Source organism: Mycobacterium sp. Marseille-P9652 (genome assembly GCF_902652685.1).
Lineage (GTDB): Bacteria > Actinomycetota > Actinomycetes > Mycobacteriales > Mycobacteriaceae > Mycobacterium.
Map to the genome: position 1 here is coordinate 150,536 of NZ_CACRUY010000002.1, position 24,294 is coordinate 174,829.

At 69.8% G+C, this 24,294-nt stretch carries 18 protein-coding genes and 1 tRNA gene; 10 read left to right on the forward strand and 9 right to left on the reverse strand.

Annotated elements, in window-relative coordinates; genetic code table 11:
* Window positions 1–2 precede the first annotated feature (2 nt).
* The 3 genes from GPY60_RS02045 to GPY60_RS02055 all read left to right on the forward strand — a co-directional run bounded on the left by GPY60_RS02045 (window position 3) and on the right by GPY60_RS02055 (window position 1,424).
* Window positions 3–428 carry a nuclear transport factor 2 family protein gene (locus tag GPY60_RS02045; protein WP_156685901.1) on the forward strand — a complete coding sequence of 142 codons (426 nt, stop codon included), beginning with the start codon at window positions 3–5 and terminating at the stop codon, window positions 426–428.
* 82 nt (window positions 429–510) lie between these two features.
* Window positions 511–987: an FAS1-like dehydratase domain-containing protein gene (locus GPY60_RS02050; protein ID WP_156686028.1), complete on the forward strand. Its 477-nt coding sequence runs from the start codon at window positions 511–513 to the stop codon at window positions 985–987.
* The gene (locus tag GPY60_RS02055; RefSeq protein WP_370462636.1) at window positions 984–1,424 is read left to right on the forward strand and encodes a MaoC family dehydratase; all 441 of its coding nucleotides are present in this window, start codon (window positions 984–986) and stop codon (window positions 1,422–1,424) included. Before GPY60_RS02050 ends, GPY60_RS02055 begins: the two co-directional genes overlap by 4 nt.
* Here GPY60_RS02055 and GPY60_RS02060 read toward each other — a convergent pair whose 3' ends face one another.
* Window positions 1,425–2,900, reverse strand: a complete 1,476-nt coding sequence (locus GPY60_RS02060; protein WP_156685902.1) for an aldehyde dehydrogenase — start codon at window positions 2,898–2,900, stop codon at window positions 1,425–1,427.
* Between the two features lie 126 nt (window positions 2,901–3,026).
* Between GPY60_RS02060 and GPY60_RS02065 the strand changes: the two genes are divergently transcribed.
* Window positions 3,027–4,367: a secreted hydrolase gene (locus GPY60_RS02065; protein WP_156685903.1), complete on the forward strand. Its 1,341-nt coding sequence runs from the start codon at window positions 3,027–3,029 to the stop codon at window positions 4,365–4,367.
* Here the strand turns inward: GPY60_RS02065 and GPY60_RS02070 are convergent.
* Window positions 4,359–5,507: an aromatic ring-hydroxylating oxygenase subunit alpha gene (locus tag GPY60_RS02070; RefSeq protein WP_156685904.1), complete on the reverse strand. Its 1,149-nt coding sequence runs from the start codon at window positions 5,505–5,507 to the stop codon at window positions 4,359–4,361. The two genes, GPY60_RS02065 and GPY60_RS02070, sit on opposite strands and share 9 nt — an antisense overlap.
* 40 nt (window positions 5,508–5,547) lie before the next feature.
* Here GPY60_RS02070 and GPY60_RS02075 point away from each other — a divergent pair, with 40 nt between their 5' ends.
* The 5 genes from GPY60_RS02075 to GPY60_RS02095 all read left to right on the forward strand — a co-directional run bounded on the left by GPY60_RS02075 (window position 5,548) and on the right by GPY60_RS02095 (window position 18,904).
* Entirely contained in the window at window positions 5,548–6,441 is an 894-nt protein-coding gene (locus GPY60_RS02075; RefSeq protein WP_156685905.1) for a MerR family transcriptional regulator, read from the forward strand.
* Between the two features lie 59 nt (window positions 6,442–6,500).
* The gene (locus GPY60_RS02080) at window positions 6,501–7,223 is read left to right on the forward strand and encodes a DUF1906 domain-containing protein (protein WP_156685906.1); all 723 of its coding nucleotides are present in this window, start codon (window positions 6,501–6,503) and stop codon (window positions 7,221–7,223) included.
* A gap of 612 nt (window positions 7,224–7,835) precedes the next feature.
* The gene (locus GPY60_RS02085; RefSeq protein WP_156685907.1) at window positions 7,836–17,051 is read left to right on the forward strand and encodes a type I polyketide synthase; all 9,216 of its coding nucleotides are present in this window, start codon (window positions 7,836–7,838) and stop codon (window positions 17,049–17,051) included.
* Between the two features lie 28 nt (window positions 17,052–17,079).
* Entirely contained in the window at window positions 17,080–17,472 is a 393-nt protein-coding gene (gene acpS / locus GPY60_RS02090) for a holo-ACP synthase AcpS (protein WP_156685908.1), read from the forward strand.
* 97 nt (window positions 17,473–17,569) lie between these two features.
* Window positions 17,570–18,904 carry a dipeptidase gene (locus GPY60_RS02095; protein ID WP_156685909.1) on the forward strand — a complete coding sequence of 445 codons (1,335 nt, stop codon included), beginning with the start codon at window positions 17,570–17,572 and terminating at the stop codon, window positions 18,902–18,904.
* On the opposite strand, the gene GPY60_RS02100 is transcribed toward GPY60_RS02095, so the two are convergent.
* The 3 genes from GPY60_RS02100 to bcp all read right to left on the reverse strand — a co-directional run bounded on the left by GPY60_RS02100 (window position 18,905) and on the right by bcp (window position 20,324).
* Complete coding sequence (locus GPY60_RS02100) at window positions 18,905–19,408, reverse strand: DUF3060 domain-containing protein (RefSeq protein WP_156685910.1); 504 nt, start codon at window positions 19,406–19,408, stop codon at window positions 18,905–18,907.
* 28 nt (window positions 19,409–19,436) lie between these two features.
* A complete protein-coding gene (locus GPY60_RS02105; RefSeq protein WP_156685911.1) occupies window positions 19,437–19,730 on the reverse strand; it encodes a hypothetical protein in 294 nt (97 codons plus the stop codon).
* A gap of 120 nt (window positions 19,731–19,850) precedes the next feature.
* Entirely contained in the window at window positions 19,851–20,324 is a 474-nt protein-coding gene (gene bcp / locus GPY60_RS02110) for a thioredoxin-dependent thiol peroxidase (protein WP_156685912.1), read from the reverse strand.
* A 96-nt stretch (window positions 20,325–20,420) separates the two neighbouring features.
* On the opposite strand from bcp, the gene GPY60_RS02115 reads away from it, so the two are divergent.
* Window positions 20,421–20,648 (forward strand): DUF3618 domain-containing protein, encoded by a 228-nt coding sequence (locus GPY60_RS02115; protein ID WP_156685913.1) that lies wholly within the window; start codon window positions 20,421–20,423, stop codon window positions 20,646–20,648.
* On the opposite strand, the gene GPY60_RS02120 is transcribed toward GPY60_RS02115, so the two are convergent.
* The 4 genes from GPY60_RS02120 to GPY60_RS02135 all read right to left on the reverse strand — a co-directional run bounded on the left by GPY60_RS02120 (window position 20,635) and on the right by GPY60_RS02135 (window position 24,236).
* On the reverse strand, window positions 20,635–22,383 hold the full coding sequence (locus tag GPY60_RS02120; RefSeq protein WP_156685914.1) for a DUF3556 domain-containing protein: 1,749 nt from the start codon (window positions 22,381–22,383) through the stop codon (window positions 20,635–20,637). The genes GPY60_RS02115 and GPY60_RS02120 overlap by 14 nt on opposite strands.
* An 86-nt stretch (window positions 22,384–22,469) precedes the next feature.
* Entirely contained in the window at window positions 22,470–22,610 is a 141-nt protein-coding gene (locus tag GPY60_RS02125) for a hypothetical protein (RefSeq protein ID WP_156685915.1), read from the reverse strand.
* Between the two features lie 132 nt (window positions 22,611–22,742).
* A tRNA-Lys gene (locus GPY60_RS02130) sits at window positions 22,743–22,815 on the reverse strand.
* A 179-nt stretch (window positions 22,816–22,994) separates the two neighbouring features.
* Window positions 22,995–24,236: a GNAT family N-acetyltransferase gene (locus GPY60_RS02135; RefSeq protein ID WP_156685916.1), complete on the reverse strand. Its 1,242-nt coding sequence runs from the start codon at window positions 24,234–24,236 to the stop codon at window positions 22,995–22,997.
* Between the last annotated feature and the right edge of the window lie 58 nt (window positions 24,237–24,294).

Sequence of the window (24,294 nt, forward strand, 5' to 3'; positions counted from 1 at the left end):
ACATGACCATGACCTATCAGGAGCAGCAGATGCTCCAGGCCGCCACGGGCCGCGGGGCGATCCTGGACCTGTGCGCCCGCCACAATCGGGCCTACTCGGACGGCGACCGCGACCGCTGGCTCGCCACCTTCCGGCACTCCGGCGCGACCTTCGCGCGCGACGGCGAGACCTTCCACGACGTGCGCTCCGCCTTCGACGGCGGCGACGGGCAGCGCCTGGTCACGCTGGATCACGAGATCCGCATCGACGGCGTCCATGCCGTGCAGCGTTGCGTCGCGGTTCTTTTCGCGAGCATGTACGGCGACACGACGCTGCGTGCCACGGGCGTGTTCCGCGATGCCCTGATCTACGAGCGCGGCGGCTGGTACTTCACGTCGCGCGAGCTGACGTGGGACTCGGTGCCCAGCCGCCACCCGCTCGTCATGTGAGCGTGCCCGGTACGTGGATTCCGACCCAACGGGCAAGGTGAGCTACCAGCTCGCCTTCGGCACGTATGAAGACGCGCTGCGGATGGTCGGCGCGAAAGGTGAACCCCGCACGGCGGCAACGGCGGTCAGCGGCGCGCGCATTCAGTTGTTCGCCGCCATGGTCCACGACAGTAACCGCTCGTACTGGGATGCCGAGTTCGCGCGGCGGACCTGGGGGGCGATGCCGGCGCCGCCCGCCCTGCTCATGGGTTGGCTGATCCCGCCGCCCTGGGAACCCGGGGACGGCGGCCGACCGGCCGCCTCGATGGTGTTGCGAGTCCCGCTGCCGGGCACCACCTTCATCAACGCGGCCAACGACGTCGAGTTCCTCGAGCCGATCCTCGAGGGGGACGTCCTCAACGTCGTCGAGGAGTTGGTGTCGGTGTCGCCCGAGAAGCGGACGCGCCTGGGCACCGGCCATTTCGTCGAGACGCTGGAGACGTACAGCCGCCAGGACGGGGCGGTGGTCGCCAGGAGCCGGAACACCCTGTTCCGCTTCACCCCCGAGGGGGAATCGTGACCGACCGGCTTTGGGGCGAGATCGTCGTTCCCGCCGAGCTGCCGGAGGTGGTCGACCACATCAGCTACCAGCGGGTGGTGGAGAACGCCGGCGCCACATGGGATTACTTCCCGGGCCACTTCGACCCCGAATACGCCCGCGGCCAAGGGAATCCGACCATCTACGTCAACACCATGCACCTGGCCGGATTCGCCGACCGGGTGGCCACGGAGTGGGCCGGCCCGAGCAGCCGCGTGGTGCGCCGCTCCCTGCGGCTGGCCGGGTCGGTGTACGCGGGCGACACGATGATCGGGCGGGGCCGGGTGGTGGCCAAACGGCGCGACACGTCGGTGGACCCGCCGCGCTGCCTGGTCGACATCGAGATCCAGGTGACCAACCAGCATGGCGCGCTGTGCTGCCCGGTCGAGCTGACCCTGCAGGTGCGCGAAGACGCGTGATCAGCCGGCGTCGAGCGGCGGCAACTTCCCCTTGCACACCAGGGTCTGCAGCTCGACGTACTCGTGCAGGCCCTCCGGCCCGAACTCGCGCCCGATGCCGGACTGCTTGAAACCGCCGAACGGGGCGCCGATGTCGAGGGTGTACATGTTGATGCCGTAGGTGCCGGTGCGGACACCGGCGGCGATCTCCAGTCCGTGGGCGACGTCGGCGGTCCACACCGAACCGGCCAGGCCGTAGTCGCTCTCGTTGGCGATGCGGATCGCGTCCTGCTCGTCGGCGTAGCGCAGCACGGTCAACACCGGGCCGAAGATCTCCTCGCGGGCGATCCGCATGTCGTTGGTGGCGTCGGTGAACAGCGTCGGCCGCACGTACCACCCGCGGTCGGCCGGGCTGTCCTCACCGCCGAGCACCAGGCGGGCGCCTTCGGATTGGCCGGAGCGGATGTAGTCCTGGACGCGGCGCTGTTGCCGTTGTGCCACAAGCGGTCCCACGTCGGTCGCCTCGTCGGCGGGGTCCCCCACCTGCAATCCCGACATCATGGCCGCCAGGGCGTCGACGACCTCGTCGTGGCGGCGGTCGCTGACCAGGATGCGGGTCTGGGCGACGCAGGCCTGGCCGTTGTTCATCAGGGCGGCGCTCTTCAGGCCCGCCGCGGTCTTCTCGATGTCGGCGTCGTCGAGCACGATCGCCGCCGACTTGCCGCCGAGTTCCAGGCTGAAGCGCTTCAGCTGCTCGCCGCACAGCGAGGCGATCCGGCGGCCGACGGCGCTGGAGCCGGTGAAGGCGACCTTGTCCACGCCGGGATGACGGACCAGCGCCTCGCCGACGTCGGTGCCGCCGGGAAGCACGGACACCACGCCCTCGGGCAGACCGATCTGCTCGATCATCTCCGCCAACCACAAAGCGTCCAAAGGGGTTTCGGGTGCGGGCTTGACGATGACCGTGCAGCCCGCGATCAGGGCCGGGATCAGCTTGGGCATGATCAGGAACTGCGGCACGTTCCACGGCACGATCGCGGCGACGACCCCGACCGGGGCCCGGTGCAGGTGCACCTCGCCGAGCACACCCTGGCGGCGTTCGGTCCACGGGAAGTCACGCGCGGCGGCCAGCGAAAGGTGCATGAGCCCCACCGCGGCCGCGCCCTGGCCCATGCGGCTGAAGCTGCGTGGCGACCCCATCTCGTCGGTGATCAGGTCGGCCATCTCGTCGGCGTGGCCGCCGTAGATGGCGGCGAGCTGCTCGACCTTGGCCATCCGCTCGGCGTGGGTCATGCGGGGCCAGGGGCCGTGGTCGAACGCGTGCCGCGCGGCGGCGACGGCCGCGTCGACATCTTCGGGGCCGGCCGCCTGTGCATGCCCGACGGGCTCCTCGGAATGGGGGGAGATCACGGCGAGGGGGCGCGGTTCGGCCGGCTTGCGCCATTCGCCGCCGACGAAAATTTCGTCGTACGAGCGGTGGTCGGAGTTCTGCGACATCAGGCACCTACCTCGGGGCAGGGAAGGAAGCGGTCGTATTATCGCTAATAGTGCAAACATAGCAAAAAGACGGGAAGCCGACACGTGGCCGACGAAGTCCTGGTAACGGCGTCAGCGGGGTCTGGCGTGGGTGACGACTGGCGCAGGTATCCGTTCCGGCTGGTGCCCGGCGACAGCCAGCTGGACTTCCCGGCCGCCGAGGGCGAGCACCCCGGCCAGGAGTCGGACACGTGGTTCATCGCCGGTCAGCTCGACGCCGTGCAATCGGGCCGCTCGTTCGCGTTTCTGACCATCTTCAACAAGAACCGGCCCGGCGGCACCCTGGTCGCGGACTTCTACACGCTGGCGCTGTTCGACCTGGACACCGGCGACTATGGCACCTACACCGACTACGACATGCCCCCGGCCAACCTCGAACCCGGTGCGCAGCAGAAGCTTTCGATGGCCACAGGTTATCTCGACCTCGGCTTCCGCAGCGGCGCCGGCACCGCGTCGTGGACCACCTGCCGCGACGCCGACGGGGCGTTGCTGCCCTATACCTACCGCGTCAGCCTGGTCGGGGAGGACCAGGACGGCCGGCGCATGCGGCTTGACCTCGCCGTCACGCCGACGCGCCCACCGACACCCGTGGGCGCCTCGACCTACAACGGGAAGATCGTCTGCTTCGGCCAGAGCGACACATATTCGTACTTCCAGACCGGCATGGCGATGACCGGGACCCTGCGCTGGGGCGACGTCGTCGAGCAGGTCTCCGGCAGCGGCGGACACGTCGATCGGCAGTGGTTCCCGAAGTACGCCGGCGGCGGCGGGTCCGGCGGCGATCCGCGGTCGCGCTCGCACGAATGGCGCACCATCAGCTTCGACAACGGCGTGGACCTGAGCATGTGGCGCCAGTTCGACCGGGTCAACGGCAATGCGCTGCAACCCTTTACGGGCGTGACGGCCAGCTATCCCGACGCCGCCACCCCGCCGCTGTGCGCGGAGGACGTCGAGGTCACGATCACCAGCTATGTCCGGTGGCCGGACACGGTGAGGCCGCTGGTGCGGCCGCCCGCCCCCGCCCGATACCTGCCGGATCGTCACCGGATCACCTGCGCCACGCTGCGACTCGACATCGTCGGCGAGCCGCTGGTGCCGGTGCCGGCACACGGGCTGCCCATCGAGTACATGGAGGGGCCCTACCGATACCGCGGCACGCTCGGGGGCCAACCGGTGACGGCGTTCGCGTTCAACGAGCGCTCGCTGGCCCTCTACCGCGATTGGGAGTTGCTCGAGGTGCTGGCCACCAGCGTCGCGAACCTCGACACGGCCGACCGGGATCTCGAGACGATGGTGCGCCTGCTGAACCAACTGCTGCCCGCCGGCCGGCGGGGGGAAGCGGTGGAGTTGTTGAACACGGTTCGCCCGGCCCAAGAGGGTTTTCTGGCAACCGTTTTCGACGACCTCATCGCCGTTCTGTCAGACTGACGGCGCCGCCGAGAGCGCCCGCTCCCACGCCTGGTGGCGGTGCTGCAGCCCCGGCTCGTTGCGCCCGAACAGCAGGTGGTCCCGGGCGCCGGACTCGAGGTTGGCCTGCAGGCTCTCGACCAGCCGGTAGTCCTCGTCGCGCACGGTGGCGTGCGCGTATTCGAAGACGGCCTGCGCGCCCGCGGCCACCGATTCGTCCGAGACGTCCAGCGGTGTCGAGTTCTGATGCACCGTGATCGACCGGCCCGGCCGGTCGCCCGGGTAGACCCGGAACAGCTCGCCATTGGCGATCGTCACCGACAGCACGATGTTGGGGAACAGGGCGTAGATGACGACCATGTTGTGGAAGGGGTCCCACCGGTCCTCGGGAACCTGGTCGAGCTCCAGGATCGTGTTCAGCGGGAAGATGAGCCGGTGGTGGGGCCCGTAGGCGTCGAACACCGTGCAGTTGCTGCGGGCGATGGTGGCGAAGGTCTGCCGGTGCACGGTGGCGAAATGATAGTTCTCCGCGAACGTGTCGATTGCCAACTTCCAGTTGATCGGGCAGTCGAGCACCTTCTCGCCAAGGGGCGACCACCGGCCGATGCCCCAGGAGTCGAGCTCGCCGGCCAGCGGCCCGAGGTGTGTGGCGACGTCGAGCGCCGCGCCGGGATCCAAAGCGATCCAAAGAAATCCGGCGAACTCCTCGGACGGGAGTTCGGTGAGGCCGTCCGCCTTTAGGTTGACGTCCGGAAATCCCTCGCGGCCGGGGACTCCGATGAGCTTCCCGGTGTTGTCGTAGGTCCACGCGTGATAAGGGCAGGTGAAGCGCCGGGCGGAGCCGCAACCGGAGGCCACCTGGGACTGGCGGTGCAGGCAGACGTTGTCGAACGCCCGGACCAACCCGTCCGCCGTCCTGGTCAGTAGGACCGACCGGCCCATCACCGTCTTGGTGCAGAACGTGCCGGGCGCGGGCAGTTCCGAGGCGTAGCCGACGAGTTGCGGGCTGGCCAGCACGAGCGCCCTGTCGCGGTCGTGCCGCTCGGCCGAGGTGTACTCGCGCGCGTCGATCCGGTGCGGCGCGGGGGCGAGGTCGGTGGTGTTGTCCCGGGCCAACTTCAGCGCGCGGCGGGTCAGGTCGATCAGCTGATCGCGTTCCATCGCTTCAGTAAAGACCTTGCGACGGTTGTAAGGTCAAGAAGTGGCTGAGCAGTTGCTGATCGGCGACGTCACGGCCTTGACCGGGATCGCCCCCGGCCGCATCCGCCACTACGAGAAGATCGGGCTGCTGCGCGCCAACTACCTCAGCAACGGATATCGGGTCTTCGACGTCGAGCAGGTTCTGGACCTGTTGCGCATCGACCTGCTGAGAAGCCTTGGCGTCGGCATCAACGACATCGCGCGGTTTACCGAGGGCGGGCACACGGCGCTGGCCGGCCTGCTCGGCGAGCATCGGGCGTTGCTGGTCCGTCAGCGCGACCGGCTCGACCAGCTGATCGCCGCCATCGATGCGGCCACCGGCTGCCGCGAGGCCGACGTCGACGAACCCGTCCTGCGCAAGCTGGCGACGACCCACCGCGACAGCATCGGCGTCGTCGGGCGGCTCAGCGCCCCGCTGCCCGCACCCGTCGCCGCCATGTACGCCGACCTGTTCAACGAATGGGAACTACCGGTTCCGGCGCTGTTCGGGCAGATGCTGCTGCCGCCGGCCGCGAGCACCCTGCTGGCGCTGCTGGCCGAGACGCCGGGACGCGAGGTACTGTTCGACCGGTTGCGCCGGCTGGCCGCCGACGTGATCAACATTGGCGAAAGCGATTCCGCGGCAATCGAACTCGCGCGTACCTGGATCGACTGCCAGGTGGCCGCCCCGCTGCCGGACGACGTGGTGCGCGTGTTGCGCGGCGTGCGACCGCTGCTGGAGCGCGATCCGGTGATCGTGCAGGGGTTTCGGGCCTGGGCGGGATCGATCAACCCGGGCGCCGCGCGGTTTCTCGACGAGGTCGCCGCGCAGACCGCGCGCCGCGGCCTGGACGCCGTGAGCGTCATCGTCCTGCCCGCGAGCGGGGAAGCCGAAACCGACGATGCGACACCGTGATACAGATGTGACCGGTGAGGTGCCAGGGTCTGATGGTGTAGCTGTCGTACCCTGTGGCTGTGTCATCGGTTTCCCGGCGCGATCTGCTCAAACTCGCGGCCGCGACGCCCGCGGTGGTCGGCCTGGGTGTCGCGGGCGCGTCTCTGGGCGCCCCGCGGGCCTCGGCGTCGCTGGGGACGCTGCTCGACTACGCGGCCGGGGTGATTCCGGCGAGTCAGATTCGGGCCGCCGGCGCCGTCGGGTCCATCCGGTACGTCTCCGACCGGCGGCCCGGCGGCAACTGGATGCTGGGCAAGCCGATCCAGATGGCCGAGGCGCGCGACCTGAACAGCAACGGCCTCAAGATCGTCTCCTGCTACCAGTTCGGCAAGGGTTCCAGCGCCGACTGGCTGGGCGGCGCCGGCGCGGGCATCCAGCACGCGCAGCGCGGGATGCAGTTGCACGACGCCGCCGGCGGCCCGGCCTCGGCCCCGATCTACGCCTCCATCGATGACGACCCGTCCTATGAGCAGTACAAACAGCAGATCGTCCCGTACCTGAGGTCGTGGGAGTCGGTCATCGGGCACCAGCGCACAGGTGTGTACGCGAATTCCAAAACCATCGACTGGGCGCTGCAGGACGGGCTGGGCTCCTACTTCTGGCAGCACAACTGGGGCTCGCCAAAGGGCTTCACCCACCCCGCCGCGCACCTGCACCAGGTCGAGATCGACAAGCGCAGCGTCGGCGGCATCGGGGTGGATGTCAACGAAATCCTCAAGCCGCAGTTCGGCCAGTGGGTGTAGCGCCGGCCCCGCGCGTCGAGCCCGGGTTGGCGCGGGGATAGTGATCGCGCGGCGCGGCGCGACCGGCATGGCAACCTCGGCGGCCGGCGCCCGGAGACGTCGCGGCGCCGGCGCCGGCGTGGCGTCGGGCGTCCCAGCAAACACTCGTTCGCTGATCTCCCGCACCCGGAGTCGTTTGCCCGGCCCGGCCGGCCCGCGCTGACGTCGCGTCAGCGATTCTCACGACCCGAAATTTTTTACATAACGATTCGATAACAATACGGCCTTGAACAGCGCAGTTATAGCTACTCGACCGTAACCACCTGCACGCAGCGCGTTTGATCGGGACGCCCGCGCCGGTGATCGAACCGGGTGTTACCCAGGACACGGTTACCCGTGCGTAGAACTCACCAGTAACCATTCACCACACAAAAAGGGCACTGATCCTTATGACACTCTTATTACAGCCGATGCAGTCCAGGGCGCCGCTCGACCCGCCAGAGAGGCCCGCCGACTACCCGCGGTGAGCCGGCCCAGGCAAGTGATTCGACGGGGAATCGCGCGAGGCATGCAGGCCCTGGCCGTCCGGATCGGCCGCACGAACACAAAGACGCATACAGGGAGATATCGAAGGTGACGATCCACGAGCATGACCGGGTGTCCGCTGACCGCGACGGAAACGGCGCGCACATCACCCATGCTCTGGTCGACCGCCTGACCGCCGGCGAGCCGTACGCCGTCGCCTTCGGCGGCCAGGGCAGCGCCTGGCTGGAGACCCTCGAGGAGCTGGTCTCGTCGGCCGGGATCGAGTCCGACCTGGCGACCCTGGTCGGGGAGACCGAGCTGCTGCTGGAACCGGTGGAAAAAGAGCTGGTCGTGGTCCGTCCCATCGGCTTCGAGCCGCTCGCATGGGTGCGCGCGCTGGCCGCCGAGGACCCCATCCCGTCCGACAAGCACCTGACGTCGGCCGCCGTGTCGATACCCGGGGTGCTGCTCACCCAGATCGCGGCCGTGCGCGCCCTGGCGCGCCAGGGCATGGACTGGGCCGCGGCCCCGCCGGTGGCCGTCGCGGGGCACTCGCAGGGGGTGCTCGCCGTCGAGGCGCTGAAGGCCGGCGGCGCCCGCGACGTCGAACTGCTGGCGATGGCCCAGCTGATCGGCGCCGCCGGGACCCTGGTGGCCCGTCGCCGCGGCATCTCGGTGCTGGGCGACCGCCCGCCGATGGTCTCGGTGACCAACGCCGACCCCGAACGCATCGGAAGGTTGCTCGACGAGTTCGCGCAGGACGTCCGTACCGTGCTGCCGCCGGTGCTGTCGATCCGCAACGGCCGGCGCTCCGTCGTCATCACCGGAACCCCCGAGCAACTCTCGCGCTTCGAGCTCTACTGCCGGCAGATCTCGGAGAAGGAGGAGGCCGACCGCAAGAACAAGCTGCGCGGCGGCGACGTCTTCGCGCCCGTGTTCGACCCCGTGCAGGTCGAGGTGGGCTTCCACACGCCCCGCCTGGCCGACGGCATCGACATCGTCGGCGGCTGGGCCGAACAGGTCGGCCTGGACGTCGCCCTGGCCCGGGAGCTGGCCGAGGCCATCCTGGTGCGCCGGGTCGACTGGGTCGAGGAGATCACCCGGGTCAACGAGGCCGGCGCCCGGTGGATCCTTGACCTGGGTCCCGGGGACATCCTGACCCGGTTGACCGCCCCCGTGATCCGCGGCCTCGGCGTGGGCATCGTGCCCGCGGCCACCCGCGGCGGCCAGCGAAACCTGTTCACCGTCGGCGCCGTCCCCGAGGTGGCGCGCGCCTGGTCCAGCTACGCCCCGACGGTGGTGCGCCTGCCCGACGGCAGGGTCAAGCTTTCCACGAAGTTCACCCGGCTGACCGGGCGCTCGCCGATCCTGCTCGCGGGCATGACCCCGACCACGGTGGACGCCAAGATCGTCGCCGCGGCCGCCAACGCCGGGCACTGGGCCGAGCTGGCCGGCGGCGGGCAGGTCACCGAAGAGATCTTCGCCCGGCGCGTCGAGGAGCTGTCGGGCCTCCTCGAGCCGGGCCGCACCTATCAGTTCAACGCGCTGTTCCTCGACCCCTACCTGTGGAAGCTGCAGGTCGGCGGCAAGCGCCTGGTGCAGAAGGCGCGGCAGTCGGGCGCGGCGATCGACGGCCTGGTGATCAGCGCCGGCATCCCGGAACTCGAGGAAGCCGTCGAGCTCATCCACGAACTGGGCGACGCCGGCATCAGCCACGTCGTGTTCAAGCCCGGCACGGTCGAGCAGATCCGCTCGGTGATCCGCATCGCGACCGAGGTCGCGAACAAGCCGGTGATCGCCCACATCGAGGGCGGGCGCGCCGGCGGCCACCACTCGTGGGAGGACCTCGACGACCTGCTGCTGGCCACCTACTCGGAGCTGCGGTCGCGGCCCAACATCACGGTGTGCGTCGGCGGCGGCATCGGCACCCCCGATCGCGCGGCCGAATACCTGTCCGGGCGCTGGGCGCAGGCCCACGGATTCCCGCTGATGCCGATCGACGGCATCCTCGTCGGCACCGCGGCGATGGCCACGCTGGAGGCCACCACGTCGCCGTCGGTCAAGCGGATGCTGGTCGAGACGCAGGGCACCGACCAGTGGGTCGGCGCCGGAAAGGCCCAGGGCGGCATGGCTTCCAGCCGAAGCCAGCTGGGCGCCGACATCCACGAGATCGACAACAGCGCCTCGCGGTGCGGCCGGCTGCTCGACGAGGTCGCCGGTGACGCCGACGCGGTCGCCGAGCGCCGCGACGAGATCATCGCCGCGATGGCGCGCACCGCCAAGCCGTACTTCGGCGACGTCGCCGAGATGACCTATCTGCAGTGGCTGCGCCGCTACGTCGAGCTCGCCATCGGCGACGGCGACTCGACCGCCGACACCGCGTCACCGGGCAGCCCGTGGCTGGCCGACACGTGGCGCGACCGCTTCCAGCAGATGCTGCAGCGCGCCGAAGCCCGTTTGCACGCAAGCGATTCCGGTCCCATCGAGACGTTGTTCGCCGACTCCGCGTTGCTGGAGGCCCCGCAACGTGCCATCGACGCGCTGCTGGCCCACTACCCCGACGCGGAGTCCGTGCTGTTGCATCCGGCCGACGTGCCGTTCTTCGTCACGCTGTGCAAGACGCCGGGCAAGCCGGTCAACTTCGTCCCGGTGATCGACAAGGACGTGCGGCGCTGGTGGCGCAGCGACTCGTTGTGGCAGGCGCACGACGCGCGTTACGACGCGGACGAGGTGTGCATCATCCCGGGCACCGCCGCGGTCGCCGGCATCACCCTGATGGACGAACCCGTCGGCGAGCTGCTCGACCGTTTCGAACAGGCCGCGATCGACGAGGTGCTGGCCGCCGACGGCGGGCCCACACCCGTCGCGTCGCGGCGGACGGGCCGGCCCGACGTCACCGGGCCGCTGGCAGTCGTGCTGGACGCGCCGGACGTGCAATGGGCCGGCCGCACGGTGACCAACCCGGTGCACCGGATCGCCGACCCGGCCGACTGGCTGGTGCATGACGGGCCCGCGAGCCGGCGCGCCACGCACTCGTCGACCGGAGCGCGGCTCGAGGTCGACGGCGACCGCGTCGTCCTCTGCGTCCCGCTCTCCGGCGTCTGGGTCGACATCCCGTTCACCTTGCCGCCCAACACCGTTGACGGCGGCACGCCGGTGGTCTCCCTCGACGACGCCGGGCGCGCCATGCGCGCGGTCCTGGCGATCGCCGCGGGCGTCGACGGACCGGAGCACCTGCCGGCCGTCACCGACGGCACCGCCACCGTGACCGTGGACTGGGACCCTGAGCGGGTCGCCGACCACACCGGCGTCACCGCCACCTTCGGGGAGCCGCTGGCGCCCAGCCTCACCACCGTGCCCGACGCCCTCGTCGGCCCCTGCTGGCCCGCCGTTTTCGCGGCCATCGGCTCGGCGGTCACCGGCGCCGGGGTTCCCGTCGTGGAGGGCCTGCTGAGCCTGGTGCACCTCGACCACGCCGCCCGCGTGACCGGTACGCTGCCGGCGAGCCGGGCCGAATTGACCATCGCCGCAACGGCTTCGGCCGCCGTAGACACGGACATGGGCCGGGTGGTGCCGGTCTCGGTGACCGTGTCGGACGCCGACGGCGCGGTGATCGCCAGGCTCAGCGAGCGTTTCGCGATTCTCGGCCGCACCGGCGGCGCCGAGCTCACCGATCCGCTGCGCGCCGGCGGCGCGGTGTCGGAGAACGCCACCGACACGCCGCGCCGCCGCCGCCGCGACGTCCGGCTGACCGCGCCGGTCGACATGCGGCCGTTCGCCGTGGTGTCCGGCGACCACAATCCGATCCACACCGACCGGGCGGCCGCGCTGCTGGCCGGCCTGGAATCGCCGATCGTGCACGGGATGTGGCTGTCGGCCGCCGCGCAGCACGCGGTCACCGCCACCGACGGCCAGGCGCGCCCGCCGGCGCGGCTGATCGGCTGGACCGCGCGGTTCCTGGGCATGGTACGCCCGGGCGACGAGGTCGACTTCCGGGTCGACCGCGTCGGAATCGACCGCGGCGCAGAGGTTTTGGAGGTGGCCGCGCGCGTCGGCTCCGACTTGGTGATGTCGGCGACGGCCCGGCTCGCCTCGCCGAAGACGGTCTACGCGTTCCCCGGGCAGGGCATCCAGCACAAGGGCATGGGCATGGACGTCCGGGCCCGTTCCAAGGCGGCCCGCAAGGTGTGGGACAGCGCCGACAAATTCACGCGCGAGACGCTGGGCTTCTCCGTGCTGCACGTCGTGCGCGACAACCCGACGAGCATCATCGCCAGCGGCGTGCACTACAACCACCCCGAGGGTGTGCTCTACCTGACCCAGTTCACCCAGGTCGCGATGGCGACGGTGGCCGCCGCGCAGGTCGCCGAGATGCGCGAGCAGGGCGCCTTCGTCGAGGACGCGATCACCTGTGGCCACTCCGTGGGCGAATACACCGCGCTGGCCTGCGTCAGCGGCGTGTTCGAACTGGAAGCCCTGCTGGAGGCCGTGTTTCACCGCGGTTCGAAGATGCACGACATCGTTCCGCGTGACGAGCTGGGCCGCTCCAACTACCGGCTGGCCGCCATTCGGCCGTCGCAGATCGACCTGCCCGACGCCGACGTCACCGACTTCGTCGCCGCCATCGCCGAGCGCACCGGGGAGTTCCTCGAGATCGTCAACTTCAACCTGCGCGGCTCGCAGTACGCCATCGCCGGCACGGTGCGCGGGCTGGAGGCGCTGGAGGCCGAGGTGGAGCGCCGCCGCGAAATCACCGGCGGCAAGCGGTCGTTCATCCTGGTACCCGGCATCGACGTGCCGTTCCACTCGCGGGTGCTGCGCGTCGGCGTAGCCGAATTCCGGCGGGCCCTGGAGCGCCTCATGCCCCGGGACAAGGATCCCGATCTGATCATCGGGCGCTACATCCCCAACCTGGTTCCCCGGCCGTTCACGCTGGACCGCGACTTCATCCAGGAAATCCGGGACCTGGTGCCCGCCGAGCCGCTCGACGAGATCCTCGCCGACTACGACACCTGGCGCGACGAACAGCCCCGCGAGCTCGCCCGCAAGGTGTTGATCGAGCTGCTGGCCTGGCAGTTCGCCAGCCCGGTCCGGTGGATCGAGACGCAGGACCTGCTGTTCACCGAGGAGGCGGCGGGCGGCCTGGGCGTCGAGCGGTTCGTCGAGATCGGTGTGAAGTCGGCGCCGACCGTCGCGGGCCTGGCCACCAACACCCTCAAGCTGCCCGAATACGCCCACAGCACAGTCGAAGTGCTCAACGCCGAGCGCGACGCGGCGGTGCTGTTCGCCACCGACACCGACCCCGAGCCCGAGGAAACGCCGGAGCCCGTCGCCGAGGCGGCCTCGGCCGAGGCGGTCGCGCCGGCGCCGGCGCCGGCCGCTCCCAGCGGTGGCGTGCGACCGGACGACAACACCTTCGACGCCGCCGACGCGACGCTCGCGCTGATCGCGCTGTCGGCCAAGATGCGCATCGACCAGATCGAGCAGCTGGACTCGATCGAGTCGATCACCGACGGGGCGTCGTCGCGCCGCAATCAGCTGCTGGTCGACCTCGGCTCGGAGCTGAACCTCGGCGCGATCGACGGTGCGGCCGAGGCCGACCTGGCCGGGCTGCGGGCTCAGGTCACCAAGCTGGCCCGCACCTACAAGCCTTACGGCCCAGTGCTTTCCGACGCAATCAACGACCAGCTGCGCACGGTCCTCGGCCCGTCGGGCAAGCGGCCCGCCGCCGTCGCGGAACGCGTCAAGAAGGTGTGGGAGCTCGGCGACGGCTGGGTCAAGCACGTCACCGTCGAGGTCGCGCTCGGCACGCGGGAGGGCACCAGCGTCCGTGGGGGAGCGATGGGCCACCTGCACGAGGGCGCCCTGGCCGACGCCGCGTCGGTCGACAAGGTGATCGACGCCGCCGTCGCCGCGGTGGCCGCGCGCCGCGGTGTGTCCGTGGCCCTGCCGTCCTCGGGCGGCGGTGGCGGCGCGACCGTGGACGCCGCCGCGCTGGGCGAGTTCACCGAGCAGATCACGGGGCGCGACGGCGTGCTGGCGTCGGCGGCCCGGCTGGTGCTGGGACAGCTGGGGCTGGACGAGCCGGTGAGCGCGGCGGACGAGGCGCCGGGTGCGGCCGATGCGGAGCTGATCGACCTGGTCACCGCCGAACTCGGCGCCGACTGGCCGCGCCTGGTGGCGCCGGTGTTCGACGGCCGCAAAGCCGTCCTGTTCGACGACCGGTGGGCCAGTGCCCGTGAGGATCTGGTGCGGCTGTGGCTGGCCGACGACGGCGACATCGACACCGACTGGCCGCGCCTGTCGGAGCGCTTCGAGGGCGCCGGTCACGTCGTCGCCACTCAGGCCACCTGGTGGCAGGGCAAGGCGCTGGCCGCGGGCCGTCAGATTCACGCGTCGCTGTATGGCCGCATCGCGGCGGGCGCCGAGAACCCGGACCCCGGTCCGCACAGCAACGAGGTGGCCGTGGTCACCGGCGCGTCCAAGGGGTCGATCGCGGCCTCCGTCGTCGCGCGGCTGCTCGACGGCGGCGCCACGGTGATCGCGACGACCTCCCGGCTCGACGACGAGCGGCTGGCGTTCTACCGCAACCTGTATCGCGACCACGCCCGCTTCGGCGCGGCTCTGTGGGTGGTGCCGGCCAACATGGCGTCGTGCTCCGACATCGACGCCCTGGTCGAGTGGGTCGGCAGCGAGCAGACCGAAAGCCTTGGGCCGCAGTCCATCCACATCAAGGACGCGCAGACCCCGACGCTGCTGTTCCCGTTCGCGGCGCCCCGGGTCGCCGGGGACCTCTCCGAGGCCGGCGCGCGCTCGGAGATGGAGATGAAGGTGCTGCTGTGGGCGGTGCAGCGGCTGGTCGGCGGCCTGTCGAAGATCGGTTCCGAGCGCGACATCGCCTCGCGGCTGCACGTGGTGCTGCCGGGGTCGCCCAACCGCGGGATGTTCGGCGGCGACGGCGCTTACGGTGAGTCGAAGTCGGCGCTGGACGCCCTGGTGAGCCGCTGGCACGCCGAGTCGTCGTGGGCGTCGCGGGTGAGCCTGGCGCACGCGCTGATCGGCTGGACGCGGGGCACCGGGCTGATGGGCCACAACGACGCCATCGTCGAAGCCGTCGAACAGGCCGGGGTGACAACGTATTCCACCGACGAGATGGCCGCGATGCTGCTGGGCCTGTGCGATATCGAGTCCAAGGTGGCCGCGGCCGCGGCCCCGATCAAGGCGGACTTCACCGGTGGCCTCGCCGACGCCGACCTCGACATGGCCGAGCTGGCCGCCAAGGCCCGTGAGGAGATGGCGACCGAGGCGGCCGCCGAGGACGCCGGGAGTGAGACGACCATCGCCGCCCTGCCGTCCCCGCCGCGCGGCTTCACCCCGGCGCCCCCGCCGGAATGGGCCGACCTCGACGTCGACCCGGCCGACCTGGTGGTGATCGTGGGCGGAGCTGAGCTCGGGCCGTACGGCTCGTCGCGCACCCGCTTCGAGATGGAGGTCGAGGGCGAGCTGTCGGCGTCGGGCGTGCTAGAACTGGCCTGGACGACCGGGCTGATCCGCTGGGAGGACGACCCCCAACCCGGTTGGTACGACACCGAGTCGGGCGAACTCATCGACGAGGCCGAGCTGGTCGAGCGCTACCACGATGCGGTGGTGCAGCGCTGCGGCATCCGTGAGTTCGTCGACGACGGGGCGATCGACCCCGACCACGCCTCGCCGCTCCTGGTCAGCGTGTTCCTCGACAAGGACTTCGCGTTCGTGGTGTCCAGCGAGGCCGACGCGCGCGCGTTCGTCGAATTCGACCCCGAGCACACCGTGATCCGGCCGGTACCCGACTCCACCGACTGGCAGGTGATCCGCAAGGCCGGCACCGAGATCCGGGTGCCGCGCAAGACGAAGCTGACGCGGACCGTCGGCGCCCAGATCCCCACCGGGTTCGACCCCACGGTGTGGGGCATCAGCCCGGACATGGCGAGCTCGATCGACCGGGTAGCGCTGTGGAACATCGTCGCGACGGTCGACGCATTCCTGTCCGCCGGGTTCAGCCCGGCCGAGGTCATGCGCCACGTGCACCCGAGCCTGGTGGCCAGCACGCAGGGCACCGGGATGGGCGGCATGACGTCGATGCAGACCATGTACCACGGCAACCTGCTGGGCCGTAACAAGCCCAACGACATCCTGCAGGAAGTGCTCCCGAATGTCGTTGCGGCGCATGTGGTTCAGTCCTACGTCGGCAGCTACGGCGCGATGATTCACCCCGTCGCCGCATGCGCGACCGCGGCGGTGTCGGTCGAGGAGGGTGTCGACAAGATCCGGCTGGGCAAGGCCGAGCTGGTGGTGACCGGCGGCCTGGACGACCTGACGCTGGAGGCCATCATCGGCTTCGGCGACATGGCGGCCACCGCCGACACCGCGATGATGCGCGGCCGCGGCATCCAGGACTCGAAGTTCTCCCGGCCGAACGACCGGCGCCGGCTGGGCTTCGTCGAGGCCCAGGGCGGCGGCACGATCCTGCTGGCCCGCGGCGACCTCGCGCTCAGGATGGGCCTGCCCGTGCTGGCGGTGGTGGCTTACGCGCAGTCGTTCGGCGACGGGGTGCACACCTCGATCCCGGCGCCGGGGCTCGGCGCGCTGGGCGCCGGGCGCGGCGGCACGGACTCCGCGTTGGCGCGTGCGCTGGCCAAGCTCGGCGTCGGCGCCGACGACGTGGCCGTGATCTCCAAGCACGACACCTCGACGCTGGCGAACGACCCCAACGAGACCGAGCTGCACGAGCGGCTCGCCGACGCGCTGGGGCGGTCGCCGGGTGCGCCGCTGTTCGTGGTCTCGCAGAAGAGCCTGACGGGACACGCCAAGGGCGGCGCGGCGGTCTTCCAGATGATGGGAATGTGCCAGATGCTGCGCGACGGCGTGATCCCGCCCAACCGCAGCCTCGACTGCGTCGACGACGAGCTGGCCGGCTCCGGGCACTTCGTCTGGGTACGGGACACCCTGCGGCTCGGGGACAGGTTCCCGCTGAAAGCGGGGATGCTGACCAGCCTCGGTTTCGGCCACGTGTCGGGGCTCATCGCGCTGGTGCACCCGCAGGCGTTCATCGCCGCGCTGAATCCGCAGCAGCGGGCCGACTACCAGCGGCGCGCGGACGCCCGGCTGCTGGCGGGGCAGCGCCGGCTGGTGAAGGCGATCGCCGGCGGTGAGCCGATGTACCAGCGGCCGCCCGACCGCCGCTTCGGCCACGACGAGTCGGAGAAGCGGCAGGAGGCGGCGATGCTGCTGAATCCGGCCGCCCGGCTCGGCGAGGCGGACGCCTACGACGTGTCCGCGGACTGACGCGGCCAATCCGATAGCCTGGCCAGCCATGGGCATCGTCGGAGTGGGGATCGACCTCGTCTCCATCTCGGATTTCGCCGAACAGGTCGACAAGCCGGGAACGGTGTTCTCCGAGACGTTCACCCCGGGTGAACGCCGCGACGCCTCGGACAAGAGCTCGTCGGCGGCCCGACACCTGGCGGCCCGCTGGGCCGCGAAGGAGGCGGTGATCAAGGCCTGGTCGGGATCCCGGTTCGCCCAGCGGCCGGTGCTGCCCGAGGCCATTCACCGCGACATCGAGGTGGTCACCGACATGTGGGGACGCCCTCGCGTGCGGCTGACCGGGGCCGTCGCCGAGCACCTGGCCGACGTGACCATCCATGTGTCGCTGACGCACGAGGGCGACACCGCGGCCGCGGTCGCGATCCTGGAAGCTCCGTAGATCCGCGAGCGTGCGTGTTTGCACGCGACACGCCGCTTGCTGATGGCATTCTGCGCACGTTCGCGGTGGATCCGGCGCCTTCGCTAGCCTCGGGAACATGAGCGATCTTGTCGAACGTGTCCGCGAGGTGTTGCCGTCGGTGCGGCGCGACCTCGAGGACCTGGTGCGGATCGCGTCGGTGTGGGCCGACCCCGCCCGGCGCCCCGAGGTGCACCGCAGCGCGCAGGCCGTGTCGGACCTGTTGTTGCAGGCCGGTTTTCGCGACGTGCGGATCGTCAGCGAGGGCGGCGCGCCCGCGGTCATCGCCCGGCACCCCGCGCCGCCCGGCGCGCCCACCGTGTTGCTCTACGCCCACCACGACGTGCAGCCCGAGGGCGACATCGGCCAGTGGAAGTCGCCGCCGTTCGAGCCGACCGAGCGCGACGGCCGCCTGTACGCCCGCGGCAGCGCGGACGACAAGGCCGGCATCGCAACGCATTTGGCGGCGTTCCGCGCGCACGGCGGGCGTCCGCCGGTCGGCGTGACGGTGTTCGTCGAGGGCGAGGAGGAGTCGGGATCGCCGTCGCTGGGCCGCCTGCTCGCCGCGCACCGCGACGCCCTGGCCGCCGACGTGATCGTCATCGCCGACTCGGACAACTGGGGCGCCGACACCCCCGCGCTGACCGTCTCGCTGCGCGGTCTGGTCGATTGCGTGGTGGAGGTCGCCACGCTCGACCACGGCCTGCATTCGGGGATCTGGGGCGGCGTGGTGCCCGACGCGCTGAGCGTGCTGGTGCGGTTGCTGGCCAGCCTGCACGACGACGACGGCAACGTCGCCGTCGCCGGGTTGCACGAAACCGACACCGCGTCGCTGAACTACCCGGGGTACCCCGCCGAGCGGGTGCGGGCCGATTCCGGCCTGCTCGACGGCGTGTCCGAGATCGGTACCGGCTCGGTACCACGACGGCTTTGGGCCAAGCCGGCGATCACGGTGATCGGCATCGACACCACCCCGGTGGCCGCCGCGTCCAACACGTTGATTCCGCGGGCGCGGGCCAAGGTCAGCATGCGGGTCGCGCCCGGCGGCGACGCCGCCGCGCATCTGGACGCGCTCACCGCGCACCTGCGCAAGCACGCGCCGTGGGGCGCGCACGTCAGCGTCACGCCCGGCGACAAGGGCGAGCCCTACGCGATCGAGGCCAGCGGCCCCGTCTACGACGCCGCGCGGGCGGCGTTTCGGCAGGGCTGGGGCGTCGAGCCCATCGACATGGGCATGGGTGGCTCGATCCCGTTCATCGCGGAGTTCGCCCGGGCGTTCCCGGACGCCAAGATCCTGGTCACCGGTGTGGAGGACCCTGCGACACAGGCGCACAGCGTCAACGAGAGCCTGCACCTCGGCGTGCTCGAACGCGCGGCGATCAGCGAGGCGCTGCTGCTGGCCAACCTGGCCTGATCAGGGCCTTTCGAGGCGCTGAGTGACGATGTTGTTGTTCCCGGTCTTGTTGATCGTCGGCGAACCGAAGCGGTAGATGACGACGTTGTCGTCGCCGAGGATGCTGATGGTGTCGACGCCGTCCACGGCGACGTGGTTGGCGCCGCCGGAGATCTCCAGCCTGCGGCAGTGGCCGGTGATCGTGTACGTGTTGTTGTCGCCGTCCAGCTTCACATTGCCGTTGTTGCAGTCGATCTTGTCCTTGGCGCCGCTGTTGATCATGATCAGGTTCCCGTGCACCGTGGTGCCGGCGTTGTGAGCCACAAAGAACAACAGCGCGAACGCCGCGGGGATCGCGCCGATCAGGATGACCCGTCCCCATGTCGTGTTCGCGAACTTCGCGAGTCGAATTAACCGCTGCTGCAGGGTCTCTCCGCTGCGCGACGGCTGCGGCGCGGCTTCCGGCGTATCGCCGACGCCGCGTTCGAGCCTGCGGATGTAGTCCTCGGGGTCGTCGGGGGTCATCGTGCAACGGTCCCTTTCAGGGCGAGGTTCACGGCCACGGGAACCCCGGTGACGGCGCGGGCACTTCGGCCGGGTCGGCTTCTCTGAAGTGATACACCGGACCCGACGGGGTGCTCTCGGCCGTCACGGCGAACCAGTGACAAACGCTCAGGTCGAACCCGGGCGGGATGGGAACGGTGTACTGCCACTTCTGTCCCGGGCAGTAATGCCAGTAGGACGCGCCGGCCTCGGCGGGTGCGGCCAAGCCCAGAGCGGCCGCCGCCACGCCGCCGGAGATCAGCGACGCACCGAGGATCCGACCCAACGCGCGGGGTGACTTCATCGCAGGTCCTTTCGTTGCCGGTCGCGCCGTACGCTACGGCGAACCACATGCGAAATTCTTGCGGCCGTTCGCGCCTACCGATCTCAAGTCGGGTGCCGAGGCTCCGTGCTCCCGATTTGCTCAGACCTCTAAGTCTTTTCGCAGCTTGTCCACGTGCCCCGTGGCCTTCACGTTGTACTGCGCGACGGCGATCTTGCCCTTCTCGTCGACCACGAACGTCGACCGGATGACGCCCTTGACGGTCTTGCCGTACATCTTCTTCTCGCCGTAGGTGCCCCAGGCCGTCAGCACCTTGCGCTCGGGATCGGACAGCAGTGGGAACGTCAGCTTCTCGGCGTCGCGGAACTTGGCGAGCTTCTCCGGCTTGTCCGGGGAGATGCCGACGACGTCGATGCCGGCGTCGTTGAGCTCGCGCAGGTTGTCGCGGAAGTCGCACGCTTGCTTGGTGCAGCCCGGCGTGGAGGCGGCCGGGTAGAAGTAGACGATGACCCGTCGTCCCTTGTAGTCGGACAGCTTCACCGTGTTGCCGTCGGCGTCGGGGAGGCTGAAGGTGGGGGCCTTGTCGCCCGGAGCCAGCCGAGTGGGTTCGGTCAACGTTCTGCCTTTCTCTTCACCGGAGCGTTGGGGGTAATGCCAGCTGATCTAGGGTAGTGCGGGCAGGTGCATCAGGTGGAGTTGGAGGACAGAGACGTGGCGGATCGCGATCCCGAGGTCATCAAGCAGGAGATCGACCAAGCCCGCGACCAGCTGGCGGCCACCGTCGACTCGCTTGCCGAGCGGGCGAATCCCCGTCGCCTCGCCGACGACCTCAAGGCCCGGGCCGTCGAGTTCGTCAGCAAACCGGCGGTGATCGCCACCCTCGTCGGCATCTCGTCCGTCGTGGTGATTGTCGTGGTGCGCCGGGTCAGGGATCGCTGACGCCGGCACCGGCGGCGCTCTGCACGTGCACCGGTAGGTCGTCGGCCCACGGCTGGGTGATCACCATGTCATCGACGTTGATGTAGCCCCGCTCGAACTCGCCCGTCGCCGCGTCGACGAGCCGGTACTCCTGCCGCTGCCGGTGGATGGGCTGGGCGTCGAGGATCACCACGCGCACCTCGCCCGGGTCGAACCCGCACCGCTGCTGCAGCGCCTCGACGAGGCACTCGTTGTGCAGGTGGCCGTCGCCGAAGTTCCAGCCCAGCACCATCGCGCAGAGGATCTCGCCCTCGCACAGGTTGTATTCGCCCTCGTCGCAGCCGGCCATCGCCCGGTGCGCCAGCGTGAACAGCCCCCGCCCGTGGGTGTTCATCCCGCGGAACGCCATGGCCAGGTGGAGCGGCACCAGGGTCGCCTCCCTGGAGCCGTAGAGCCGCTCGAGCTGCAGGTGTTGCATCGGGCCGAGCGCGCGGGAACCGACGCGGAACTTCTCGTCGGCCGACGGCTTGACGCACCACAGCGTGGTGTCCCAGTTGCCGGCGTAGTACCGCATTCCTGGCAGGAAAGACACCTTGCGCGGGTACAGATTTCCGATGATGACGGTGCCGGCGATCACCGCGAACAGGATGGCGATCGCCCATGGGTGCGTGACGTTGGCCAGCCCCAGGTTCGCGTGCGCCACGAACAGCGACAGCACCCCGAAGATCATGAACACGTTCCACTCCAGCGGCACACCCATCGGGAAGGCCAGCAGGATGTTGAGGTGGAACACGATCATCACGAACGCGGCGATCGCCGTCGGCCAGCCACCGTGGGAGAAGAACAGCACCAGGGGTACCAGCCCTTCCACCGCCGTGGAGAAGTGGGCGATGATGCCGGACAACGCGCTGGGCCGCAGGTCGTCCGGGTAGTCCTTGAACAGCGATCGCTTGAGGATGCCGCTGGGGATGAAGGGGTTGTTGGCCAGCATCGTCGAGATGACGAACGGGAAGTGCCGGGTGAGCTTGGAGGTCGCGGCGCCGAGCCAGATGACCATGAAGACCACCTTGGCCCCGACCACGATGTCGGCCCCGGAGAACAGGAACACCAGCGCCAGCGGGCCGTACACCTCGCCACGCGCCGCGAGGAATATCACCTTGTCGCGCAAACTGATTGCCGCGAGGACCGCGAGGACGGCGACGGTCTCCCACCGCGGCAACACGCCGATCATGGTGCCCAGGGCGGGAATTGGCCCGGTTCCGTCGGACACGAGCGCCGTCACGAGCAAGGCGAGCAGGGCGCCGTAGAGCAGCGCGTCGACGGCGGTTCTGTCGTTGCCCTTGGTCAGCGGCACCCGATTCGGCCACGGGGGCAGCCGAATCGTGCCGGGGCGCAACCAGTACAGGATCGAGCCCATCGGCGGGAAGTAACGCCCGGCCAGCGGGCCGAAACAGCAACCGAGGCCGACGACTTCGAACAGCATCGTGTAGAGGACGGCCTTCTGGAACACGATCGGCTCCGACCACCACGAGCCCACGTCGATGAAGCCGCCGATGCCCCTTGTGGTCCACGCGAAGAGCCAGCCGCCCAGGATGTAGAGGGCGATCTTGACGCCGTACATCAGGTGCATCACCAGCGGGGTGCCGAAGCCGTTTTCCGCGATGTGGCGCGCCATCGGAATGATCCGCTCGGCGCGGGTGCGTGCGCTCCAGTCGACCGGGTCGACGACGGGCAGGTTGGGCTGGATGAACCCCATGGCAGCTCCTTCGTCGCAGCTGTGTCTGGGGAGAAGCTACCTCTAAGGGGCGATTGTGCGGTCGCGTATCAGGCCGTGCCGATGTGTCAATTGCCGATGGGTGGCCGCGGCTGGCCGGCCACCGGGGGGAACGGGCCCTCGCCCTCTTCGGGCACCACCGGTTCGGGGTTGGACTCGGCGTCGCCGGTGGTGTCGTCGGACGCGTCGTCCTCGCGGTGTCGGTTCATCGCTGGTGTCCTTCCTCGATTGATGGGTGAACCCATACCCACGTTCGGTGAGGTGTACCGCGATCGAGGGAGGACCGTCTGCGCGTGCCGCGAGGGTCGGGGCGCGTCAACGCCCCGAAATACGCTCTGAGGTGCGCCGTCAGGGTTTCGAACCCCGGACCCGCTGATTAAGAGTCAGCTGCTCTACCAACTGAGCTAACGGCGCTTGGTCGGCCGAGACCGCGTAGGCGACAATAACAGGCTTCCTGCCGCTGCGCGAAATCCCCGATTGGACCCAGGATAGCTGGCGAGCCGGTGCGCCTGGCCGGCCGCTTAGCGGGCCCGCGGCGGACGCGGGCGCGCCGCCGCGGGTGTGCTAACGAAACCGTGCGTGGCACAACGCAATCAGAAGAGCGTCCCGCAGTACGGCGCCCGGTCGGTGACGAAGGCCGCATCCATCTCGCGGGCCACCCCGGGACGGAGCTCGGTGAGGCGGCCGGCCCGCAGGACGTCGGACGCCCGGTGCGCACCCATGTAGATCGTCGCCAGTTCGCCCAAACCCATCTCGACATCGGGCTTCCCCCCGTCGTGAGGGGTGCATTTTCCGACGCCGTCGCGGGTCTGCAGCAGGAATCGTCCCCCGTTGAGGCCAAGCGGGTCGTTGACGTCGAGAACGAGGTCGACATCCGCGTTGTAGGCCCGGGCGCCGAGCACCTCCGGGACATCGTTGATCCGCACCCACAGGAAGTCGGTCATGCCCGCGGTCGCGGCGGCGCGCTGGTCTTTCAGCTTGAGGGGCAGCGGGTCGTCGACGGGCAGTTCGATCCGTATCTCGTCGAACATCTCCAGGGCCAGGAGAGCCTGGAGCAGGGCGGTGTGGGCTTCCTCGGTGATCGCGCAGAAGTCCTCGACCACCACCGTGCCGAACGGCGGCCGGAACGCGTGATATTTCTGGTCGACGATCCGGTACGTCAGGAAGCCGTCCGGATGAACGGTGTGGTACAGCGCGGACCTGTTGCCCCGTTGCGTCGCCCGGTCTTCCAAGAAGTCCGCCCACCACGCGTCGCTGCGACTCACCGCCCCAGTCGTCACCGCGCGCCACCGGTCGTAGATCGCGGGCAGGCTGTTCCTGGCCTCGGCGGCGGCGATCTCGCGGGCCCGGCTACTGCCCGGCCGGTCGCGGAGTTTGGCCAGGCGACGGTCGATGGAATAGGTCTGGCTGTAGCTCGCCACGCCGGCGCCGAAGTTGTCATACATCGAGGTCTGCGTGGGAACGCCGAAGACGATCGGATAGCCGCGGTCGAGCAGGATTTGTAGGCCTTGCGCACTGAGCTGCGCCCAAATGCCTTCTCCCTGATGCGTCGACGCCACCGCGATCATGGTCAGCCACGCCGACCGCAGGCTGGTGTTTCGGGGGACCGTCAGCTCGACGGGATAGATGATCGACGTCCCGACCACGAAAGGGTGCTGCGGATCCGAGGTGTCCTCAGCGAGGAGAATGTTTTCCAGTTCGACCCGCCGTCGCCAGGCTTCGACCGTCCGCTCGTCCACCGGATCACCGAAGGTGCGGGCCTGGTTCGCGTAAAGCGCCTGCCAGTCGTCGTCGGTCGGGTGCCTGATGTCGAGGGCGTCGTCCGCTGTGGTCATTCGCTCGTCCAATCCATAACCGGCTGAACGCAACCGGGCCTGATGCACGCGCCAGAGG